The sequence below is a fragment of the Kaistella antarctica genome, assembly GCF_900109615.1.
GTDB classification, from domain to species: Bacteria; Bacteroidota; Bacteroidia; order Flavobacteriales; family Weeksellaceae; genus Kaistella; species Kaistella antarctica.
Genome location: NZ_FOIX01000001.1, coordinates 601,332 through 624,917, shown reverse-complemented (window position 1 = coordinate 624,917; position 23,586 = coordinate 601,332). Strand labels below are relative to the sequence as shown.

The following is a 23,586-nucleotide window of genomic DNA, read 5'->3' as shown; positions in this document are numbered from 1 at the left end:
CTATTTTCTTTTATCTATAATTGTTCGTCAAGCTGTTCACTTGTTTTACCGAATCTTCTTTCTTTGCACTGGTAATCATAAATACATTTAAAGAAATCTTCTTGACCGAAATCTGGCCATAGGATATCTAAAAACTGCAATTCTGCATAGGCAATTTGCCAAAGCAGAAAGTTACTGATTCTAACTTCACCACTGGTTCTGATCAATAAATCAACCGGCGGAAATTCTTTAGTATATAAATGATTTTCAAAAACTTCTTCTGTAATGTCTTCTTCAGTCAGTTCGCCACTTTTTACTTTCGAACTAATTTCCTTTACCGCATTCAAAATTTCTTTGTGCGAACCGTAACTTAGGGCCAGAATAAGATTTCCTCGATCGTTATTCTTGGTGATTTCTACCAACTGATGCAGTTGTTCCTGAACTAATTCCGGCAATTTTTTAATGTCGCCAATGATATGCATTCTCAAACCTTTGCTAAAGATATCTTCAGCTTCTAACAACAACGTTTCTGAAATCAAACCCATCAGCGTACTTACCTCATCATCTGGTCTCTTCCAGTTTTCCGAAGAAAAGGTGTAGAGTGTAAGGTAAGGAATATGAATTTCGTTACAAGCATTCACCGCGTTTCGCACCGCCTGAATGGCGTGTTTATGTCCGAAAGTTCTTTCCTCTCCGCGGGATTTTGCCCACCTGCCGTTTCCATCCATAATGATGGCAACATGCTTTGGAAGCTGATCCAGATTTAATTTTTCTTTTATCGACTGCATATTTTAATCACAATAACATGGTGGTCTTCCGAATGAATAACTGAGTCCGATGGAAATGGTATTCACCCAATCTTTAGAATTGATGTTTCCTATTTGACGACTCTCTAATTTTTTAAGTATTTCAGCGGATCTCTTATCAGCTTCTACTCTATATTCGCCTTTACCTAAATCATAATCCGTACCTCCAATATTTTTTTTCTTATAAGATATATTTATATTATCATCATTAATGACGCTGTAATCAATCGAATCGGAAAATGTAGGTCGAAACATAAGTTCACCAAACAGAGACCAGTTATAATTAAATTTATATTTCAATCCAATACCGAATGGAATGGACATGGTTAGTTTCTTTCCGTTAATATATTCTTCCCTAGTTTCAAAGTCACCAAAAGAAGACGGCGCTTTAGGATCTCCTTTACTATCTTTATAAAAATCATTTGCTATAGTAAATTGTGCCGTACTCGCGTACATTGCACCCAACCCGCCGAAAATGTAAGGACTAAGTAAACCTTTTTGCTCATCATTAACGGGGAAAAAATTGTATTCAAAAATTAGGTCAGCTTCCATAATTGAATTCGTACCCGACAATTTTCTATTTCTACGATACTGTTCTTTAGCCAAGACATCAATGAATTGAATATGGCTGTACCCTAAATTCAACCTCACCGTTTGGTAAGGATTAAAATTCATTCGGTAAAGAATACCGCCGTAAAAGGGAATGCCGTAATCTGTATAATTACGGGTTGGTTTCTGCAAAACATAATTGGTTCTCCCAATATCCCCCACCAAATTACTCATACCAAGCTGCACTCCTATTTCATGACGTTGACCTTTGTAGGCAACTGAAACAAAAAACAACGCGATAAGGGTGTAAATAACTTTTTTCTGCATGAATGGCTGTACCTGAAATTTTATGAATAATTTTGCAAATATAAAACATTTTTACCTTAATGAAATTCTTAATTTTTAGTTAAATACCCTCAAAAAAGCATAATGTTTAGCTCCTAAAACGGTTAATTATTCTTTTTATGATTTTATGAAAATTTAATTAAGACTAGTAAAAAATTAATAGCTAATTTTTACCAATCAATTTTCTAATCTTATTTCTAATCTTAATTAAGGTTGGTTCCTGGTAATTGGCATCTTCTTCAAAGTAACCGTAGCCATAACCGTAGCCATAGCCATAGCCGTAGCCATAACCATTTTCTGCCTGGTAATCATTATAAACCAATCCTAAATTTTTCACCTCGTGATTGTGATACTTTTCAGTGATCATTTTCAACATGTGTTTTTCTGTATATTCATGCCGTACCACATAAATGCTGGCATCTGAATAACTCATTAACTCAAAAGAATCGGCCACCAAACCGACGGGCGGCGAATCGATAATTATAAAATCGTAATGATTTTTTAACTCTTTTATAAAATCAATATTTCGCGTACTCATCAATAACTCTGAAGGATTTGGTGGAATTGGACCCGAAGTCGACACATCTAAATCTGGAATGGAAGTTTTATTAATAATCTTATCCATTTCTACTTCGCCAGTTAAGTAGTTCGAAATTCCATATTGATTATCGATTTTGAAGTCCCCAAAAATCTTGGGTTTTCTAAGATCCATCCCCAAAAGAATTGTTTTCTTACCACTTAAGCCCAGTACTGAGGCTATATTAATTGAAACATACGTTTTACCTTCGCCACCAATGGAGGAGGTGACCAAAATAACTTTAGACTGATTATCTTCTTTATGTAAAAACCGCAGATTGGCTCTAATTCCACGGAAAGCTTCAGAAATGGAAGATCGTGGCTGCTCTAGAACGGTCAGATTATTATCATGGCTGCTTCTGCCAATAACGCCTAACAGCGGAATTTTAGTAGCCTGAACTAATTCTTTAATATTTCTAATTCTGTTATCGAGAACTTGACCGATACTTAAAAATATCAACGGCAAAAGAAGTAATCCGCCGATGATGGTATATTTGGTCTTCGTAATATTTGGAGCAATAGGTCCTTGCCCCAGATTTTTCGCAGGATCAATTACATTGATATCAGATTTATTAGTAGCAACTCTGATTTGCGTTTCATTCTGCTTGGTAAGCAAAGTATTGTAGGTCGCTTCAATCATGTTGTAACCACGTTCGGCATCGATGTACTTTCTTTCCTTTTCGGGATAGGTCACCAAATCAACATTAGCCCGTGCAATTTCCCGATCGATTTTCGAAATCTCATTTGCGTAAGTATTGTAGTAATTTCGAAGTGATCCTGTGGAATTGGTTCGAGCTTCATTAATCAATCTGTTAATTTCCCTCATCGGCTCCGAGTTTGGGGTATAAATTAAAGCAAGTTCTCGTCTTTTAGCATACAAATTTTTAAGTTCAGAAACCGTGGCATTGAACACTCCATCTTCTACTCCCGCAGCATTGGTGCTGATCATTCGATCCAAATTCTGGGAGGTCAAAGAATTTTTAATACTGTTCAAAGAATTGATTCTGGTTAGAAAATCAGCTTTTTTTGCATCCAGCGTTTTTATATTATCTAATGATTTCTCGTCGCGATCTTTGATGTTATACAATCCTTCGGAAACCTTCATGTGGTTTAAAACCAACGCACTGGAATCTAATTTTTTACGAATATTGGCTAGATTATCTAACAAATATTTTTCAGTGTTTTTATCAACAACGTTTCTGTCAATTAATCTTTTTTTCTGAAGTTCATCCACCGAGGTATTCAGGAAATTAACAGTTCCATTCAGGTTATACCCTTTTTTGCCGATGATCATGATGGTGCTGATTTCTTTATCAAAATCAACACTGATGGTGCTTACCAAACTATTAACGGTATTGTTAACGGTGGATAAGGTGACGATAATATTTTCAAAAACAATCTCACTCGGGCGAGCATTTTTGACCAATCTAAATTTTAGATTCGGTGATGTATACCATTCATTTAAAGAAATCGTTTTATCTGCTGGTCTTTTATAAGGTTGTATTGTTTTAAAACCTTCGGCTTCGTAGGAATATAATGAGGTTGATTCACCGTCCTGCGGCAAAACCACTTCAAAGCGATTGCCACTTTTAGGAATAAGCGTTATGGCATAATCAACTTGTTGAGAATAAGATTTGTCGATTTCAAAGAAAACGGGCGAATCATATTTATCAAGGTAGGTTTGTTTGATCAAACCTTTTGTCGCGTAATTAACATACAAATCCAGTTGCTTTACTAAATATTCGTTGTGCGATCGAGATAGCAACATCTTCTTTAAATAAACTCCATCTTGATTCCCAGTATTTCCCCAAATGAAATTGATCGACTGGTTTGGCGTGAAGTAACTTGCAGTGCTATTAGAAATACTCAATGAAAGGTTTGAAGCATAAACGCGCTGCGCATAATACTTGCTGTAAACCCAGGAAATTCCGTATCCCAAAGCCGCCATGAGCAAAAACCAGTACCAGTTTTTCAGCAATCTTCTGATAAAATGTTCTACATCAAAAATAGCAAATGATCCTACTTTATCTTGCAGCGGTGGTGTATTTGTGTTTTCTTTTCCCGGAATCATCTTAAAGTTTTGTAAAGATTAAGTAAATCGTGATTGCGGTCGTGATCAAAGAGACTCCCGTAGTTAATGTTTGAATGGGATCCTTTCCAAAACCATTCAAGTTCTTTGATCGGGTGTTGAGAAAAATTTCGTCACCATTTTGGACCCAGTAATAGGGCGAATTCATGACATCTTCGCGGGTTAAATCTATTTTGGCGATTTTTATTCCTTCTGGTAATTTTCTATGGATTACGACATTGGTTCTATCAATCGTCCTGTTTAAACCGCCATTAATTGCCAAAGCCTCGGTGATGGTAAGGGTGTTTTTATGGGCCTTTTTCTCGCCGCCGATTTCTACCGTTTCAACATCTCCTAAAATATAATAGGTAATTCCATCGGTATTGAGACGAACTTCAGATTTACCATCAACAAAATTTTCGTTTACTTTATTTTGAATTTCTATCGTTAATTCTTCAATTGTTTTGCCTTCCGCTTTGATATAGCCAATTCCAAAAATATTAACATCTCCTTTTGAATCGACTTTTAATCCATTAAAATAAATGGTAGTGTTGCCACCTTGCCCTTGCCCTCCACCTTGATTAGAGATAGAAACATTTCCGGCACCCGCTGAGCCAGCACCCGTAGAAGAAGTATTAAGCGCAGAGTAAAATTGGGCAGCATCACCTTGCGGCGTGGTGACAATATTTAAAGTTAAAATATCATTCTTGGTAATCCTGTAAATAGGAATATTGTAAGGAACTAAGCCTTCTTCGTTAATCACCAAACTTTCGTTAGGCTGCATGTAGCGTACGTCTTTGGTTGAAATACACGAAAAAAGGAAAAAGGACAGAATTAGCAATAAAGCCGTTGTAAATAGTTTCATCAGTTGTATGTAGTTTTGCAAAAATAACAAATAATTAATTAGTTTCTTTTCTTAAATATAAAATGAGGCGTGGAATATAAGCACCTATAAACCCTAAGGTTAAAACTAAAACAAGTAAATAGTTTACGTTGATATGTCGGTAAAAATAAGCAACCATCACCACGAATAAATAATAAACCATAATGTAGGCCGACGACCGGCGGTGGGTTAATCCCAACTCCAAAAGTGAGTGGTGAATGTGGTTTTTATCTGCCGCAAATATAGATTGCCTGTTGAGAAGCCGAATAATTACCACATTTAAAGTATCTACGATGGGTAAAATTAAGATCGCCACCGTAACTGCTGGTGCCGTTTGTAGGAAATATCTCGGGACGTCTGGTAATTGTTTATCGATGAATATATCTATAAAACAAATCGCTGTGAAGGCCAGCAAAAACCCTAATATCATAGAACCAGTATCGCCCATAAAAACTTTATTAGTTCGGTAGGGCGAAAGATTATAATATAAAAAGCCAATTACTGAACCAATAATTACGGCAGATAATACCACCAAAGGATAGTTGAATTCGCCTAGGCGAAAATAACTGATACCAAATAAAGCGCTGCAAATAATGGAATACCCGCCAGACAAACCGTCAATGCCATCTATTAAATTAAAGGAATTTATTAAGACAATAAAGGTGAACATGCTGAAAATAACACTGACCGTATAACTCAATTCATAAATTCCCAGCACGCCGAAAAAACTTCTGATCCTAACATCAGAACCCAAAACCATTAAGGCAGTTACGATGATCTGGACTAAAAGTTTCTTGTAGGCGCGCATTACCACTATATCATCCATCACTCCAATATAAAGTAGGATTACTAAAGACGCGAATAAGAATTTATACAGTTCAAAAAGTTCAAACGCAAAAATAGAGGCACAAACCGCCAAAGAATAAAAAATTGCAATCCCGCCGAGGTTTGGTATTTTTCTTAGATGAGAACTTCTAATTCCTGGTTCGTCCATCAAGTTTTTTCGTCTCGAAATCTTCACGATGGTGGGGATAGAGAAAAAAGTTAAGGCAAAGGAGAATACCATGCCCAGAACTAACTTTGCATAAAAGAGGGAAATTCCCAAACTTTCTAAACCGCCTTTTACTATTTCATTCATCGTGATTACCAAAGTGCGTTTGTATATTTATCGATCGAGAAACCGCCTCGATCTCCATTTCCTTTCCCAAAGTAGAAAAACATGGCTACAAAATAAGTCATAAATCCTAGATAAAGTATTTGCCGACCTCTTCCTTTCACGGCATAAACGAGGCTTGTCATACAGAACATCGTTACAAAAAACATGTAGGCGCCGGGAAGTCGCACGGCAAAAATCTCATTGGATCTAAAGAAATAAAACAACGCAATCCCAAAAACGGCTAAATTCCGCATGTATTCATACCACCAAACTTCGTCACAACCTTGCTTATCATATTTAATTAAAATCCCAATAAAAAACAATTTAACAATGTCATTCAAACCAGTTTCTACTTCAGTACCATAATATTTATCATCTAAATAACCGGTATAAGCGCCGGAGAGATCATCTGGCGCGATGGATCCAAAGATCCCACCGCCTAATCGATATAACTCAAAAGGAGACGTCAAAAGCGCTATGACCAAGACCCAAAAAATTCGTTTGCTATTCATCGGGATTTTCACAATCCAATATGCTGGTAAAAAAACAATCGACGTTTTATGAAATCCTAAAGCGATATACATGCACAAAAGAAACATGAAGAGATTTCGGTCTTTGATGAATTTAAAGGAAGCTACACAAACCGCAATTCCCAAGCCCTGCCGCATCTGCCCCGAATCTTCAAAAAACATGATTGGCATAAAGTAAAACATTAAAGCCAAGGTCGGGAAAGCCACGTTTTTATAAATGGCCGTAAATTTCAAACTCACCGCAATGAGTGCCATTATAAAGGTGACAATGTAAAAAGGCATTCCGAAATCGAATACTATCTTATTGATGAGGACGAAAATCCACTCAATTTCTTCAGTGTTTGGTCGGAAAAGCGCTTTGTCTAAAACATCACCGTAAGTGGTATAAATTGCGAAGCCAGAAAAAAGCATTTTATAAATAGGATAATCGGCACCCGCATTGATTCTAAAACCTACCGAAGCGACAATTAGAATTCCCGCGATCCACACAAAAACACTTTGCTTTTTCTCTAACCGAAAAATTTCCCAATAACTTGCAAAAGCAAGAAAAAGAAAAATCGTAATAAAAATAGGATGGAGAATTGGCATTAATAAAGTTGTGTTTTTAGATAAATTTCCTTACTAATTGATTGAATCCCGTGAAATATGCTAAATAATAAATTTTTTTCTTCAGAGGCAAAGATAAGAGATAATTCTTTTCGAAGCGTTTGTAGCTAAATATTTCTCGTCTTAAAATCTGATGTTTTTTAATAAAACTCTTCAATGCCTCATCCATTTCTCGATAAACTTCATCTTCCTTTACGAAAGCCAAGTAGGCCAAAAAAGTATAAACTCCCTCTAAAATATTGAAATTCTGCAGGGCTTCCTTTTTGTCTGAATATTGCGAATCCTTAAAATAAAAATTCACTTCTTCTACCGCTTCCAAAATATCCAGACCTTTTCTGGTATGAGTTTTTGAAATGGAATCGGTTCGCTCCAAATAGTGATAATGATAATTTTGCGTTTGGGCAATTGTTTTACAGTCCAATAATAATTGTGGAATTAGTTGAATATCCTCAAAATGAACTCCTTTTTTAAATCTTTTATTTTTAAAAAGTTCGCGCTTGAAAATTTTATTACAAGCGAAATACGAAAGATCTGAAAACACCGAAAGGTTTTTTCGTAAAATTATTTTCTCTGGCATATTCGGGATTTGCGTCAGTTTTTGCGTAACGTTTCCGAACTGATCGACCTTCTGCAGATTACAGATGACCATGTCGGCAGCATGTTTTTTTGCCAAAAAATACATTTCTTCGAACATATTTTCTGAAACCTCATCATCACTATCTACAAAACCGATAAATTCTCCCGTAGCTCTATCGAGACCGAAATTGCGGGCATCGCTTAAACCTCCATTTTCTTTAGTGAATGATTTTATTTTTAAAGGGTGTTTTTTTTGAAATTCATCAATGATAATCTGAGACTGATCCGGACTTCCATCATTAATGACCAGGATTTCAATTTCCTGCAAAGATTGATTAACCAAAGAATCTAAACATTTTCTAAGGTATTTTTCCACCTGATAAACGGGAACGATTATGGAAACTTTAACCATCAGTTCTGAGAATTTACAGTGCGTTTTTTATAAAGGAAATAGTCCTTGCCAATGGGTCTCAATTGGTAAATCCACTTTAAAAGTTGCGGCGCATTATCATGAATCTTAGCGATCGGATATGTTTTTACCAATTGATAATCAGAATCGAATCGCGCCAAGTTTTCTGACTTTATTTGATATAAGCTATTTGAATCTCCCGGCTTTTTTGCGATGGTTAACATGTAATTTGGCTTAAATTTCTGCACCGAATTACTCCACCAATATTGTTCATCCTTTAGCATTTCATCATTAATCCTTTCGTTGACTAAGCCCACCTCATCGTAGGTGTAAAGCTTTGTATAAAAAGGAATAATTCCAGCTGGCTCTAATAAAATTGACTGTTTTAACCCGACCTCATCTTTATTAATATCGGCGGCGATCGTCATTCGTTGCCGTTCTTCCATATAGCCAATCGTGTAAGATTGAATCATTTGAAAAAAGTAGGAACCTATTAATAAAAAACTGAGTACTGCTAAAACACTTTTCTTTTTCCAGGTATTGATATTTAAAAAGAAGTATATAATCACCACGAAAAGGAAAGCTCGTGGAAGCCAATAGTACCAATCGAAGTATGCTCTGAAAAAAGAGAAAATAGTAATTTTCGCCAAGGCGAAAACGAGAATTAAAATCAAAACAACTTTAATTGTCAGCGTTCCCACTTTAGTATTTTTAATAATTCTAAAAGCTGCATAACCTAAAAACCCCAGAAATACAATGAAAATTAAGAAGGTGAAAATTCCATAATACTTAATCAATCCACCGTAATATGCCCATTGATAAAGCAAATTCTCGATGCTGTTATTTTGAATTAGATTTTTATAGGCAATTTTTTTTGCGGTGATAGTATGGTTTACAATTTCGCCAAAATACACGTAATTAAAACCAACCACCGTTACAACTCCGATGATTCCACCATAGATGTAAATAAGATTGATTTTCCGCCTTAAATACAAATCTCCTAAGAAGAAAATCCCCAGGAAAATAACGGTATCAACTCTTGTCCAAAGTAGGAGAATTGGAAAGATAAAATAGGCCCATTTTTTATTTTTAAACAGTCCGAAATAAATTAAACCAGTATAAAGAAAAAACAAAATCCCATATTCCATTCCCAAAAAGGAAGCGGTTAAAGCCGGCGGTGTAATATTAAGTAGCAGTACAAAAATCCCACGGTTTGCAACATCGGTTGGGAAAAGAATTTTCGCTAACCACCAAGATCCAATTGCAAAAAAAATCCCCGAAAAAATGAGAAGTGGATAAATGAAGCCTTCACCAAAAATTAATTGAAAAAACGCAGTGATGAAAACATATAAATGTGTGGTAGAAGCAGATATTCTTTCATCTCCATTAAAACCAATAACGCCGTAATTTAAAAAATTTCTGGCAACGCGCCAAGTAATGAAAGAATCTTCTTGAATGTTTTTGGTAAATAACAAGGGGATTTTCACCAGAACGGCCAATACTATGAGCAAGAAAGAATTATTAAAAATCTTTGAAAGAGCGGTTTTCATTTTTGTGTTTAAGGCCTCAAAAATAAGTATTTTAATCTTGTCCCAAAATTTTCTTAAAAAACGGTTTAGATTTTCAGCAATCGAGGATTTATAAAACCTTTTTTCGCCGACTCATAATCTGAAAGTGAACATGGAATTAGGTGCTCCTCTTGTTCATCAGCGCCAAAATACCACAGGTCACTAAAGGTCTCCCGTTGAAAGGCATATTTATTTTCGTCAATCATCAACCAATACGTTTCAAACGATTTTTCAGTGGGATGCGATTTCTGAATATTAATTCCTTCAATCAAATGCCAAATCATTTGGGCTAAAAGTTGGTGATTAAGAAAGTATTCGGATCCAGCATTATAATTAAATAGACCAACAGATTTCAATTTCTGACTCAAACCGATTTCTTTCATGTAGGCACAAATTTCCCTTTTGTTCAAGCCATTCACTTGCGGATTTACAGAAAACCCATCGCCCATACTTTCCACAGAATCACAATTTAAAGTCACCAAATCTGCCTGCCTAAAAAACGGCTCTGTCTTCTCGGTACTGTTCATTAATTCTGCCAAACGAATCACATCGAATTCTACTTCTTTCATCAACTTAACCGAATCCATTTCGTTTAAATGTTTTTGATAACCGAGATGATGGTAATTCTTGATGCTAAAGGATTTGGAACCTAAAATTTTAGAAAGAAAATTCTTTTCGGTAAGCTCTTCACCTTCATTAGAAAGCGTGATGAGATTTGAAATCTGCGTGTAATTAGTATTCTTTTGATGAAAATTTAAAGCTGAGAAAAGGGAAAACGCCAAATCATTACTGCCACCAATCACCACCGGAATCGCATTTTTATAATGGCACATCGATAAAATTTCCTGCAGGATATAATGCGTATCACCGTGATTTTTTCCTGAAATCAAATCGCCCAAATCGCAGACGGGAATATTAAAATCGAGTTTTGATAAACGATAAAGTTCTTTTCTAACTTGTTTAAAATCCAGAATCTCTGCCTGACCATTTTCTATCCCGCGATAATCTGAGCAAAAAACAAGGACAATTCCATTTTCTTGTATTTCAGTAGAAATAATGTTTCCGAGTTGCCATTTTTCGGATTTTATAGCTCTTGCAGGAATCAGGATGTCTTCAAGGTTCATAGTAGGGATTATTGATTTCGAACAAAAGTAAAAAAAAAGCATCACCAAACGGCGATGCTTTTACTTTAAAGTTAAATAAGATTATTGTTTGATTAATTTTTTGGTGACGAATGATTGATCTTTCATTGAAATTTTAATAATATATAATCCATTAGGCAAATTTGCAGCAGTCACCGAACCATCTATAATTTTAGAAGTCAAAACTAATTTCCCGCTTAAATCATATAACTGCACGCTTTCAGCATTTTTATTTTGAATATTAAATTGGTCCTTAAAAGGATTAGGATAAAGATTAATTTCATTATTAACAATTGTCAGGGAAGGTTCTGTTTGTTTTGAATCTTTTCCAACATAAGGAACATTTTTACCTGCGGGCGCACCTAATAATCGCTTTTCATCTTTTGCACATCTCACCGACATACCAGCTTGGGGATAAACACCTGTTCCGGTTTGCATTTTATTTCCTTGAAACTGCATTGCAAGGGCATAACCTGTATTGTAATCTGCCATGGATGCTGTCCACACGCCTGATCTGTCAAAGAAGACTTCATTTTCTCCTACTTCACCGCGAATTCCATCCTTAGGATATTTACCGAGTGGGAAAAGTGAGTTTTCGAATTTCCAGCCTTCAGTTCCAGCAATTGATCCCGAGTAGAAATTTGAGATATCATGCCACTGATCTTGAATAACTCCTGATTTTCCGTAGGCATCATTTTGATATCCATTATACCATGGAGAATTTCCTTTTGATCCACTGTAAAGATTAGTTAAAGTTACATCAGGTACTCGCCAACCTTCTGGACAAGGATCGAAAGGTGATTTTTTATCGGCGTGTCCCCATCGGTTGTCTGCACTCGACCTGTCATTAGAAATCCAATCTCTTACTTTTGTGAGGTCGTTTCCGTAATGATTGCCACCATCATATATATTTCCAAAGCCTGTTTGGTACATAAACATGAGTGGATTTTTAATTGAGTAAATGATGTTTTCTCTTTCCTTTTTATGTTTAATTGGATTTTGAGATCCATAATTCTGATAAAGTTCGGTGTGATTTCTTAAAAAATTCTCCGCGCTGAGTGAATTATAATTAAAATTTCTACCTCTTGAAAGAAACGGTGGTGTAAAATCTGGTATATCATCTGTAAAGACATAAACTAAATCCAAGTAGGCATCTTTAAATATTGGCATCGGATCTTTTCTTCCCCATTGGTAATGAAGACCATTTGCTTTTCCAGATTCCAAAGAACTGCTTTCTGCGCCTAGATTCCTATCCATAAACACCGTTTTCATTGGCGGAATTTTACTCGCTGTAGCATTAACAAAATTGTAAGAAACAGGTATCGGGTTTTCGGTAACATAGGTTACAGCATTTTCAGTAGGATCACCATCTGTAGCCCAAATATGCCAACTCCAAAGAGCTGGAGTGTTAGGATTTTCGTGATGAAGAGAAATAACAGCATTCCCTTTTATAGTAGGATTTACACCAACATCAATAAAAGAAAGTCTTCCATCTTTTGGATGTTCATCAAGATATAACGAAGTCACTAATTTAGTATCGCTGGTCCATAAAACTTTCACGACTAAATTTTCATAAGGAAGCATTTCTTGGTCAGAAAGCAATTGGTTATAAACCGAAAATGCCTTATTCACTGGAATTCTGACCGAAGTTTCATTATTAAACATGACATAAGAATTCGGATTATCGAGTCCCTCAACGAAGTCCTCTTTTTCAGAAGTAAAATATTGTGTGGCAAAATCTCCAATCTTCAGTAGATTTGGGTCTCTCATACATTTTACGGCGTTCCCAGCTTTGGTAGGATTCGTCTGATTGTTATAAATAGCATGTAATCCTACATTGGTATTTGTTCTGAACGGATCAGAAATCATTGAAAAAATACGCGCGCCATCATACGAAAAAGTTGAACTCCACAAACCACCATTCGCATTGTTGTCTTGAAAGATTACGCCAACAGGCGCATTGGGAGCCGCCGAGTTTGGATAATAAACATAACCGCCCGAGACTGGTAACATTCCTAGATTCCTAGCACCGCCTTGAGCATTGGTAAAGTCCATTCCTAAACCAGGGTAAACTTTAATTCCGTCTAGATTAACATTGATTGCGTTGGGGAAAATTTGTCTAAGATTGATGTTTCCATCATCGTTATTCCAATCTTTCTTGCCGAAAAAGGCTAAGTTATTGTTCATGGTTTCTCTACCATAATAAGAAGGGATTCTCCAGCCGCTCGGGCACGGATCAAGCTCTGATTTCAATTCGTAAGAGCGGCTTTCTTTTTTAAGCGCGGCGTTAGAACTGTTTCCATTGCTGTTAAGACCTTTAGCGTTATCTGACCACAAATCCCAGTTGACATAGTTGGGACTGGCAGCGGCAACTTTGTATCTGCTGCTAGAAAACCAGTTGCCCGTAGCCTCTGTATTTACAATGTAAGTAATCGGGTTATTAACCGAATATTGAATATTTTTTTCAATTTCATTAAAGGGTCTAACTAGAACCGGAATAGTATTCACGGCGTCAACCTCTCGGTGCTTTAAGACTCCAACTTCTCCAGAAATTTCATAGAAATAAGCATCTTTATAAACCAAAGGTGGGAAGGGATCTTTTCGTCCCCACTCATACATTAACCCGCCAGATTTTTGCCATTGATTGTCTAAAAACCCGTTGCTGGTTGCGCCTAGATTTCTATCCATATATTGAATATTGATCAAGTTTCCATCAACATCAGTTTCTGTTGCTTGCTGGTAAAATACGCCATTTTCAGGGTTGTCAGTTACCCAGATATGCCAGCTCCAATAAATTGTTCCATTAACTTTAAAAGCGACCACGGCATTTCCTTTGCCTTTCCCTTTATTAATTTCTACCTTAAGTTTAGCATTGGAAGGATCTGCTCCGGGAACGATTGTCACGTTTTGAATAAGTCCGGGAACATCTTCCCAATACAGCGAACCACTCTGGGTACCCGTGGGAATCGGAGTTGGTAAACCATTGGTTTGTAAATACTCATAACTCGCCCACATTTTGTAGGCTTTTAAAACTGGGATTTCTATCCCACCGTAATTGTTGGATTCTGCAAGCCCAATGTCGTAAATATAACTGTTGGGAGCTTTGGCTTCATTCGAAGTTTGAGCGTAGAGAAGATTAGCAAAAAAACAAAAAACGAACAGTTGACTTTTTATCATTATTAAAAAATTATAATTAATTATTATATTTTTTTAACATCCTTTGTGTGTTGGTTTTCTTTTAGATCAAATGTGTGTGTTTGTTTTTTTTCTTATTTGTGTGATGCCAAATATAGAAATATAAATCGCATCTGATGAGATTGTTACTCAAAATCATATTGTTTAACAAAAGTGATATTTATCACTATGCATTGAATACCTTTCAACTGTCCACTAGTAAAGCAAAAACATCTTAACAGCTCTTCAAAATGATCCTCAATATTTTAAAGAACTAAAGACGTGTTTAACATAATATATTGGTTTTTTAGTTAATATACTCATTTACAGCACTAAAATAACCTCGTATAATTCACGGAAAGAATTAGTAAGGATGGAAAATGCCTTAAAAACAAAAAAATCCCACTGAATACTCAGGGGATTAAAGATTTAATTAGAAGTTAAAGTCTATTTCTTTGGAGCTACTTTTTTGGCTGCAGATTTTTTAGCAACCACCTTTTTGGCAGCGGGTTTCTTAACAGCTGTCTTTTTTGCTTTTACTTTAAAGGCGTTTTTATCCTGCGCGGTGATCCATTTTTTCACTTCGTCCAAAGAAACATCTGCCAATTCTTCGGCCGTGTATTTTTCGTCTTTCTTATTTTTCGGAATTTTAAAAATATTTTTTCCAAATTTTACAATCGGTCCCCATCTCGCGTTTTCGATAGAGATTTTTTCTTCGTCCCACTGTTGAATATACCGATTGGCTTCTTTTTCTAGCTTCGCTTCAATCAACTCATCGATATCACTCTGTGAAAGGTTATCAAAATCATATCGTTTCGGAACATTGATGAACATTGATTGGAATTTAATAAAAGGACCGAATCTACCCGTTCCTTTCGTCACTGGCTCTCCTTTATAAGATGCAATCGGCGCATCAGCAATTTTCTTTTCATTGATAATCTCTTCAGCTCTTTCCTGCGTTACCGAAAGCGCATCTTCGCCTTTCGGAATACTGATGAATGCTTCACCCCATTTCACATAAGGTCCGAATCTACCCACACCGATCGTTACGGTTTGGTCTTCGAAATTATTTAAATCAAAAGGAATTTTGAATAGTTCCATCGCTTCTTCCAAAGTGATAGTAGCGATATTTTGCGTCGGCATTAGACTTGCGAAAATTGGTTTTTCCTCGTCATCCTGCTCACCGATCTGAACCATCGGTCCGAATCTTCCAATTCGGGTTAAGACATTTTTGCCAGATTTGGGATCTACACCTAAAATTCTTTCCCCATTTGCGCGATCTGCGTTTTCTTCTACATCTGCAATTCTCGGGTGAAAGTCTTTATAAAAACCTTGCAGAACATCTTTCCATTGTTCGTCTCCGTTGGCAATATGATCAAAGTCCTGCTCTACTTTTGCGGTAAATCCGTAGTCGAGCACCTCAGCAAAATTTTGAGTTAAGAATTCATTCACCACTTCACCAATATCGGTTGGGACAAATTTATTTTTATCGCCACCAAATTTTTCAGTCAAAACTTCTTTTTGAAGTTCGGTTTTTCCTAAAGTCATTTTCATAATCTCCCTTTCTTGCGGGGCGATTTCTCTTTTATCAACATACTCGCGATTCTGAATGGTTTGAATCGTTGGTGCGTAAGTAGAAGGTCTTCCGATGCCAAGTTCTTCAAGTTTCTTCACCAAACCAGCTTCAGTATATCTTGCAGAAGGTCGAGAGAATTTCTCAGTCGCTTCTATTTTTTTATAATCTAAGTTTTCACCAATTGAAACCTTCGGCAATAATTTTTCGTTGTTATCTTCGTCATCATCTTCCGCTTTTAAAATTCCGTAGGCTTTTAAGAAACCATCGAAAATAATCACTTCACCTTGTGTTTCAAAATGAGGAGTAAGTTTTGCGTCTCCGATTTCGATAACGGTTTTTTCTATCTTAGCATTCGCCATTTGAGAGGCCAATGTTCTTTTATAAATTAATTGATATAATTTATTCAGCTGTACATCACCAATCGATTTCATGGAGAAATCAGTCGGACGAATCGCCTCGTGAGCTTCCTGCGCTGTCGCCGATTTGGTAGTATAGTTTCTTGGGTTAGAATATTCTTCGCCGTATTCAGAAAGAATCTGAGCTTTTGCACCGTTGATGGCTTCTTGAGAAAGATTCACAGAGTCGGTTCTCATATAAGTAATAAAACCCTCTTCGTACAATCGCTGCGCAACTCTCATGGTTGCCGTTACGCCGTATCCCAATCTGTTACTTGCTTCCTGTTGTAAGGTCGAAGTCGTAAATGGAGCTGAAGCCGTGCGAGTTCCTGGTTTTGTTTCAACATTTAAAACTTTAAAATCAGTTGCCTGACATTTTTTTAAAAACGCTTCAGCTTCTTCTTCTTTTACAAAATCTTTCTTCAGTTTCGCGGTGATGTCTTGCTTGGCTTTATTAAGAAAAACTCCCTCTAGTTTGAATGTAGATTTTGGGGTAAAACCTCTAATTTCCAATTCACGTTCTACAACCAAACGAACCGCAACCGACTGAACTCGTCCGGCTGAAAGGCCAGTTTTTACTTTTTTCCAAAGAACGGGTGACATTTCAAAACCAACAATCCTATCTAGAATTCTTCGGGCTTGCTGAGCATTTACTAAATTTTGGTTGATTGATCTTGGGTTTTCAATCGCTTTTAAAATGGCATTTTTGGTAATCTCATGAAAAACAATACGTCTGGTATTTTCTTCTTTTAGTTTTAATTCCTGAGCCAAATGCCAAGCAATAGCTTCTCCTTCGCGATCCTCATCCGAAGCCAGCCAAACGATGTCTGCCTTCTTCACGGCGGCTTTCAACTCGGCTACCAGTTTCTTTTTATCGGCAGAAACTTCGTAATCCGGTGTGAAAGTTTCCAAATCGATTCCCATTCCTTTTTTAGGTAAATCCCGGATATGGCCGAAACTCGATTTCACATCGAAATCTTTCCCTAAATATTTTTGAATCGTTTTGGCTTTCGCTGGTGATTCTACAATCACTAAGTTTTTTGACATCCTCGAATTTTGTGCAAAAGTAGAAGTTTTTTTTGAATATGACGTGTTGCTCTTTTATTTCAGTGCTTCTGATGGCATTTTTAAAAGAAACAAAACCCTTACATTTGCGACAAATACTAACTGTTTTTGAAAAAATTTATTCAAAATACAATCCAGAGTCAAAAAGTTTTCTACCGCTATTTTCGCCGAAAAGGTCTGAAAAGATTCTTTAAAGAAAATGTTTTAGAAAGTGAAGGCAGCAATGAAACCAAAGCAAAATCGATTGCCTTGGGCATTTTCATTGGTCTTTCTCCTTTTTGGGGTTTTCATTCCTTTCTCGCAATTTCGCTTTCTGTTTATTTCAAACTGAATAAGTTGTTGACGTTTATTTCTTCTCAGGTTACTTTTCCACCTTTAATTCCAGTCATTATATTTATCTCGATGATTGTGGGTGCGCCGTTCGTAAGCAACACAACGAGTCTGGAAAACCAAAGTTTCGATCTGGAATTTATTAAAGATAATTTGACGCAATACATTATAGGAAGTTTAATTTTATCAATAAGCTGTTCGGTAGTATTTGGTCTTGTTTCTTATGTAATTCTTGAAAAATTAAGTTCACGGTCCAAAAAAAAGCATAAAAAAACTTAATACAATTAATAATCAGCAATTTGAAATTACATATTTTTGTAATACACAAATAGTATGATATGTCCGAAGTATTAAATTTCATCGTTGAGCGGGATACTTACGAGAGTATTTTATATGCTGTTCTTGGTGGTTTACTAATACTATCAACTTACCATTTGGCTCTTTTTTTCCAAAATCGAGATCAGTCCTATTTACTTTACAGTTCCTACACTTTCTTCTCTTTTTTAGCCTATGTGCCCGTTACCGAAAGTGGTTTTCTCTTTGATCTTTCGCGCCTTTTACACTTTGGTGATTACTCCAAACATTATTTCACCATTATTTTCAACTGCATCTACTTTTTGTTTTTTGCCCAGTTTTTAGAAATAAAAAAGACGAGCAAAAGGTGGTATCAAATAATCGTTATTCCAATTTACTTATTTATTGGGATTTCGACACTTGGGTATTTACTATTAAAATTGGGAATCAGCGAATATGTTTTTTCCAGGTTCAGAAACGCTTTCATCTATCTTATTACCGCTCAGACCATTGTTTCCTTTTATATTCTTTCTAAAATAAAAAATAATTTTAAATACTATATCATTGTTGGTGGAGTTATTTTATATCTCTGCTCTGTGATTGGCCAGCATGCCGTTCGAGATTTGCCTTTTTTGAACTTGACAAAAAAGATGGGCGATTTTATTTATTTCGTCGGATTACTCCTGGAAAACATTGCTTTTTCATTTGCTTTAGGACATCGGCAAAGACTTAACTATCGCGACAAAGTAGACTTTAACAAAAACCTTATTGCTGAAATGCAGAAAAATGCAGAGCTAAGTCATAAAATAAATCGCGAAAATGAAAAAAGACTTTCGGTTGAAAACAAACAAATTAAGTATCTGCAGGAAATTTCAGATTTAAAACTTTCTATCCTGCAAACGCAGATGAATCCTCACTTTATTTTTAATGCGCTGAATTCGATTAAATACTATATTCTAGAAAACGACAGCGAAAATGCCGTCAATTATCTCACTAAATTCTCCAAGATTATTCGAACAATTCTCATTTCTTCAACGGTGAAGGAATTTACCTTAGAAGAAGAATTACAAACATTGAAAGTGTATGTTGAGATCGAAAATCTAAGGTTTAATAAGGAAATCGAATTCACGATATCAATTGATCCAAAACTTAAACCTGCGGAGATTAAAATCCCACCGATGATTCTGCAGCCATTTATAGAGAACGCCATTGTGCACGGGATCGCGTTGGTTGATCGTAAGAAAATAGATTTGAAGGTTGTAGACAAACCTCCTTATATCGAAATTCATATCACCGACAATGGAATTGGTAGAAAAGAAGCGCAAAAAAACAGAACTCGATATCAAAGTTCGACCAAATCGCTCGGAACGAAGATCGCTGATGGAATGTTGAAAAACTATTTCGGTCCCCAATCCTGCAAAATCGAATACCATGATTTGTACGAAAATGAAATGGCAATGGGAACAATAGTGGTTCTGCAAATCCCTTCGGCTTAATTTTTACGCCATTCTGTACCGCATAATTCCACGAAAATTCTTATATTTGCAAACTTAATTAATTAGGATAATTCTTATTGAACTGTTTGAAAATGAAGAAGTTTACCGAATATAAAAATCTTGACTTAACAACGATAGCCGAGAATATTACCCAGTTTTGGGAAAAGAATCAGACTTTTAAAAAATCTGTCGAAATTCGTGAAGGCCAGCCGGAATTTGTGTTTTATGAAGGTCCGCCATCTGCCAACGGAATGCCGGGAATTCACCATGTTATGGCGCGAGCCTTGAAAGATATTTTCTGTCGCTACCAAACTCAAAATGGAAAACAGGTTTTTCGGAAAGCAGGTTGGGATACTCATGGTTTACCAATTGAACTGGGCGTTGAGAAAGAATTGGGAATTACCAAAGAAGATATCGGAAAAACGATTTCTGTTGAAGACTACAACCAAGCTTGTCGAGATGCAGTGATGCGCTATACCGATGTTTGGAATGATCTAACGGAGAAAATTGGCTATTGGGTAGATTTAGAAGATCCATATATCACGTACGAACCGAAATACATGGAAACCGTTTGGTGGCTTTTGAAGCAACTTTACGACAAAGATTTAATGTATAAAGGATATACGATTCAGCCTTATTCTCCTGCGGCTGGAACTGGTTTATCTTCTCACGAATTGAATCAACCCGGAACCTATCGCGATGTTTCGGACACGACGGTTGTTGCTCAATTTAAATTGAAAAAAGCGACAGAGAATGAAAGTGAAACCTGGAAAAAGTTATCTGCGATCTCTTATCCAGAATCAAACATAGATACTTCCGAAATAGCTGGAGCATCTTGCGGAGGCGCCTTGCATTGGGAAGAATTTGATGAAGCTAAACCCAAAGCAAATGTTTATTTTCTTGCCTGGACGACAACGCCATGGACTTTACCATCCAATACTGCTTTAGCAGTTGGACGTGATATCGAATATGTTTTGGTGAAAACCTTTAATCAATATACTTTCGAACCAATTCATATTATCTTAGCAAATGTTCTTTTACAAAAGAATTTCGGTAAAAAATATTTTGTAGGAACAGACGAAGATTTTAAAAATTATACTTCAGAAAATAAAACGATTCCTTATCAAATTGTAGAGGAATTTACCGGGGCTGATTTAGCTGGAACCGAATATGAACAATTGATTCCGTGGTTTTTACCTGCTGAAAATGCAGACAAAGCATTCCGTGTGATTATCGGAGATTTTGTAACTACGGAAGACGGAACAGGAATCGTACATATCGCGCCAACTTTTGGGGCTGATGATGCACGTGTTGGAAAAGAAAACGGAATTCCACCACTGTTGATCAAAGATGACAACGACAATCTCGTTCCTTTGGTTGATTTGCAGGGACGTTTCCTAAAAGGTGGAAATACTCCAGAATTATTCGCTGAGAAATTCATTAAAAATGAATATTATGATAACGGAACTGCACCTGAGAAATCTTGGGATGTAGAACTGGCAATTCTTTTAAAGACTGAGAATAAAGCCTTTAAAGTAGAAAAATACGTTCACAGTTATCCACATTGCTGGAGAACTGATAAGCCTGTTTTATATTATCCATTGGATTCTTGGTTTGTGAAAATTACGGCGGTAAAAGATCGTTTGGTTGCCTTGAATGAAACCATCAACTGGAAACCAAAATCTACAGGTGAAGGTAGGTTTGCAAACTGGCTCGTTAACGTCAATGACTGGAATCTTTCCCGTTCAAGATATTGGGGAATTCCGTTGCCGATTTGGAGAACCGATCCTTCGACAGGACCACAAGAAGAAATTATCATCGGATCGGTAGAAGAATTAATGACTGAAATCCAAAAATCAATGGATGCTGGATTCATGACTGAAAATCCTTTCGCTAAGTTCGAGGTTGGAAATATGTCGAAAAAAAATTACGCAAATATTGATCTGCATAAAAATATAGTGGATGATATCATCTTGGTTTCAGCTTCCGGAAAACCAATGAATCGCGAATCTGATTTGATCGATGTTTGGTTTGATTCAGGTTCTATGCCTTATGCGCAATTGCATTATCCTTTTGAAAACAAGGAAATGATTGATTCAAATAAAGCCTTCCCAGCTGATTTTATCGCAGAAGGAGTTGATCAGACGAGAGGTTGGTTTTATACTTTGCACGCTATTTCCACCGCAGTTTTCGATTCTGTAGCGTACAAAAATGTAATGTCGAACGGATTGGTTTTAGACAAAAACGGACAGAAAATGTCGAAGCGCTTAGGAAATGCGGTTGATCCATTTACGACTTTAGAAAAATACGGTCCGGATGCAACACGTTGGTACATGATTGCAAACGCCAATCCGTGGGAAAATTTAAAATTCGATTTAGAAGGAATTGATGAGGTTCGTCGTAAGTTCTTCGGAACGCTTTACAACACGTATTCATTCTTTGCTTTATATGCGAATGTTGATCGATTTACTTACGCTGAGGAAGACGTAGAAAATCGTCCGGAAATTGATCGTTGGATTTTATCTGAACTGAATTTATTGGTAAAAGAAGTTACCTCTTTCTATGAAGATTACGAACCAACGAAAGTTGCCAGAGCCATTAATAATTTCGTTAATGATAACTTAAGCAACTGGTATGTAAGACTTTGTCGCAGAAGATTTTGGAAAGGCGATTATTCTGAAGATAAGATTTCGGCCTACCAAACTTTACATACGTGTTTGGAAACGGTAGCGAAAATTGCAGCACCAATTGCGCCATTTTTCATGGACCAATTGTACCAGGATTTGAATAAAATCACTGAAAAGAATGCGGCAGAATCTATTCATCTAACCGATTTCCCGAAAGCTCAGGAAAATTTGATTGATCAGGAATTGGTCGAGAAAACGCATTTAGCACAACAAATTACGTCGATGGTATTTTCATTAAGAAAGAAAGAAAACATCAAAGTAAGACAGCCACTTCAGAAAGTAATGATTCCAGTTTTGGATAAAAAGACAGAAGCGCAGATTTTAGCAGTTGCCGACTTGGTAAAACAGGAGGTAAATGTTAAAGAATTGCAACTCATTAATGCAGATGAAGCGGCAGATTTAATTATCAAACAAATTAAGCCTAACTTTAAGACACTGGGTGCTAGACTTGGAAAAGACATGAAATCGGTGGCTGGTGAAATCACCAATTTCACAGCGGACCAAATTTCTACTTTAGAAAAAGAAGGGAAAATGGAAATTCAAGGTCATGAAATTTCATTAGATGATGTAGAAATTTTCACGAAAGATATCCCAGGTTGGACGGTGACAAGTGAAGGGAAATTAACGGTAGCATTAGATTTGACACTCACCGACGAACTAAAAGCAGAAGGAGTTGCACGAGAATTCATTAACCGCGTTCAAAATTTAAGAAAGGAAAAGGAGTTCGACTTAACTGACAGAATTTCAATACGATTGGAAGAAAATAATCCTTTTGAAAACGAAATTATGAACAATAATGCATATATTTCTGCAGAAGTGTTGTCAGATAGAATAGAAATTGTAAATTCACTCTCAAATTTTGACGAAATCGAAATCGATGAACTCAAATTTAAAGTAAACGTTCAAAAATTATAATAAATTGGTAAAGCGATGTCTGAAACAAGATCGTTTTACTCCATTAAATAAAACACAGAAACTATGGCAGAAGATAGACAAAAGTACGGTGATACCGACTTACAAGAATTTAAGGTGCTTATTCAAACAAAAATAGATAAAGCAGAAAGAGACTTAATGCTGATCCGCGAAAGCTTCATCAACAACCAAAATAATGGGACTGATGATACTTCGCCAACTTTCAAGGCATTTGAAGAAGGTGCGGAAACATTGAGCAAAGAACAAAACGCAATTTTGGCTGGTAGACAAGAGAAATTTGTACGTGATTTGAAAAACGCTTTAATCCGTATTCAAAACAAAACGTATGGCATTTGCCGAGTTACCGGGAAATTAATTCCTAAGGACAGACTCATGGCAGTTCCACACGCAACTTTGAGTATCGAAGCGAAAAATATGCAGCGATAAATTCAGCTCGCCCCATG

The 23,586-nt window shown here is 36.3% G+C and carries 15 protein-coding genes; 4 read left to right on the top strand and 11 right to left on the bottom strand.

Going from position 1 to position 23,586, the window contains the following annotated elements; all coding sequences use genetic code 11:
- Positions 1 to 14: 14 nt before the first annotated feature.
- From uppS to topA, 11 genes are all read right to left on the bottom strand, one after another.
- Entirely contained in the window at positions 15 to 767 is a 753-nt protein-coding gene (uppS, locus tag BMX49_RS02970) for a polyprenyl diphosphate synthase (protein ID WP_034718524.1), read from the bottom strand.
- Between the two features lie 3 nt (positions 768 to 770).
- Positions 771 to 1,661: a DUF6089 family protein gene (locus BMX49_RS02965; RefSeq protein ID WP_034718523.1), complete on the bottom strand. Its 891-nt coding sequence runs from the start codon at positions 1,659 to 1,661 to the stop codon at positions 771 to 773.
- A gap of 181 nt (positions 1,662 to 1,842) precedes the next feature.
- A complete protein-coding gene (locus tag BMX49_RS02960; protein ID WP_034718522.1) occupies positions 1,843 to 4,326 on the bottom strand; it encodes an exopolysaccharide transport family protein in 2,484 nt (827 codons plus the stop codon).
- A 1-nt stretch (position 4,327) separates the two neighbouring features.
- Positions 4,328 to 5,188, bottom strand: coding sequence for a polysaccharide biosynthesis/export family protein (locus BMX49_RS02955; RefSeq protein WP_034718521.1), 861 nt, complete (start codon positions 5,186 to 5,188; stop codon positions 4,328 to 4,330).
- 34 nt (positions 5,189 to 5,222) lie between these two features.
- On the bottom strand, positions 5,223 to 6,344 hold the full coding sequence (locus BMX49_RS02950; RefSeq protein ID WP_034718520.1) for a glycosyltransferase family 4 protein: 1,122 nt from the start codon (positions 6,342 to 6,344) through the stop codon (positions 5,223 to 5,225).
- Positions 6,345 to 6,349: 5 nt separating this feature from the next.
- Positions 6,350 to 7,480 (bottom strand): EpsG family protein, encoded by a 1,131-nt coding sequence (locus BMX49_RS02945; RefSeq protein ID WP_034718518.1) that lies wholly within the window; start codon positions 7,478 to 7,480, stop codon positions 6,350 to 6,352.
- A gap of 16 nt (positions 7,481 to 7,496) precedes the next feature.
- Positions 7,497 to 8,486: a glycosyltransferase family 2 protein gene (locus BMX49_RS02940; protein ID WP_034718517.1), complete on the bottom strand. Its 990-nt coding sequence runs from the start codon at positions 8,484 to 8,486 to the stop codon at positions 7,497 to 7,499.
- Positions 8,486 to 10,033: a DUF8728 domain-containing protein gene (locus BMX49_RS02935; RefSeq protein ID WP_034718515.1), complete on the bottom strand. Its 1,548-nt coding sequence runs from the start codon at positions 10,031 to 10,033 to the stop codon at positions 8,486 to 8,488. Before BMX49_RS02935 ends, BMX49_RS02940 begins: the two co-directional genes overlap by 1 nt.
- A gap of 65 nt (positions 10,034 to 10,098) precedes the next feature.
- A complete protein-coding gene (locus BMX49_RS02930) occupies positions 10,099 to 11,175 on the bottom strand; it encodes an arginase family protein (protein ID WP_034718514.1) in 1,077 nt (358 codons plus the stop codon).
- An 81-nt stretch (positions 11,176 to 11,256) separates the two neighbouring features.
- Entirely contained in the window at positions 11,257 to 14,370 is a 3,114-nt protein-coding gene (locus tag BMX49_RS02925; RefSeq protein ID WP_034718512.1) for a T9SS type A sorting domain-containing protein, read from the bottom strand.
- A gap of 444 nt (positions 14,371 to 14,814) precedes the next feature.
- A complete protein-coding gene (gene topA / locus BMX49_RS02920; protein WP_034718510.1) occupies positions 14,815 to 17,385 on the bottom strand; it encodes a type I DNA topoisomerase in 2,571 nt (856 codons plus the stop codon).
- Positions 17,386 to 17,511: 126 nt separating this feature from the next.
- Between topA and BMX49_RS02915 the strand changes: the two genes are divergently transcribed.
- The 4 genes from BMX49_RS02915 (at position 17,512) to BMX49_RS02900 (ending at position 23,569) form a co-directional block, all read left to right on the top strand.
- Complete coding sequence (locus tag BMX49_RS02915; protein WP_051803663.1) at positions 17,512 to 18,012, top strand: DUF2062 domain-containing protein; 501 nt, start codon at positions 17,512 to 17,514, stop codon at positions 18,010 to 18,012.
- 59 nt (positions 18,013 to 18,071) lie between these two features.
- Positions 18,072 to 19,523 carry a sensor histidine kinase gene (locus BMX49_RS02910; protein ID WP_051803661.1) on the top strand — a complete coding sequence of 484 codons (1,452 nt, stop codon included), beginning with the start codon at positions 18,072 to 18,074 and terminating at the stop codon, positions 19,521 to 19,523.
- 92 nt (positions 19,524 to 19,615) lie between these two features.
- A complete protein-coding gene (gene ileS / locus BMX49_RS02905) occupies positions 19,616 to 23,125 on the top strand; it encodes an isoleucine--tRNA ligase (RefSeq protein ID WP_034718508.1) in 3,510 nt (1,169 codons plus the stop codon).
- A gap of 63 nt (positions 23,126 to 23,188) precedes the next feature.
- Positions 23,189 to 23,569 carry a TraR/DksA family transcriptional regulator gene (locus tag BMX49_RS02900; protein ID WP_034718507.1) on the top strand — a complete coding sequence of 127 codons (381 nt, stop codon included), beginning with the start codon at positions 23,189 to 23,191 and terminating at the stop codon, positions 23,567 to 23,569.
- Positions 23,570 to 23,586: the final 17 nt, after the last annotated feature.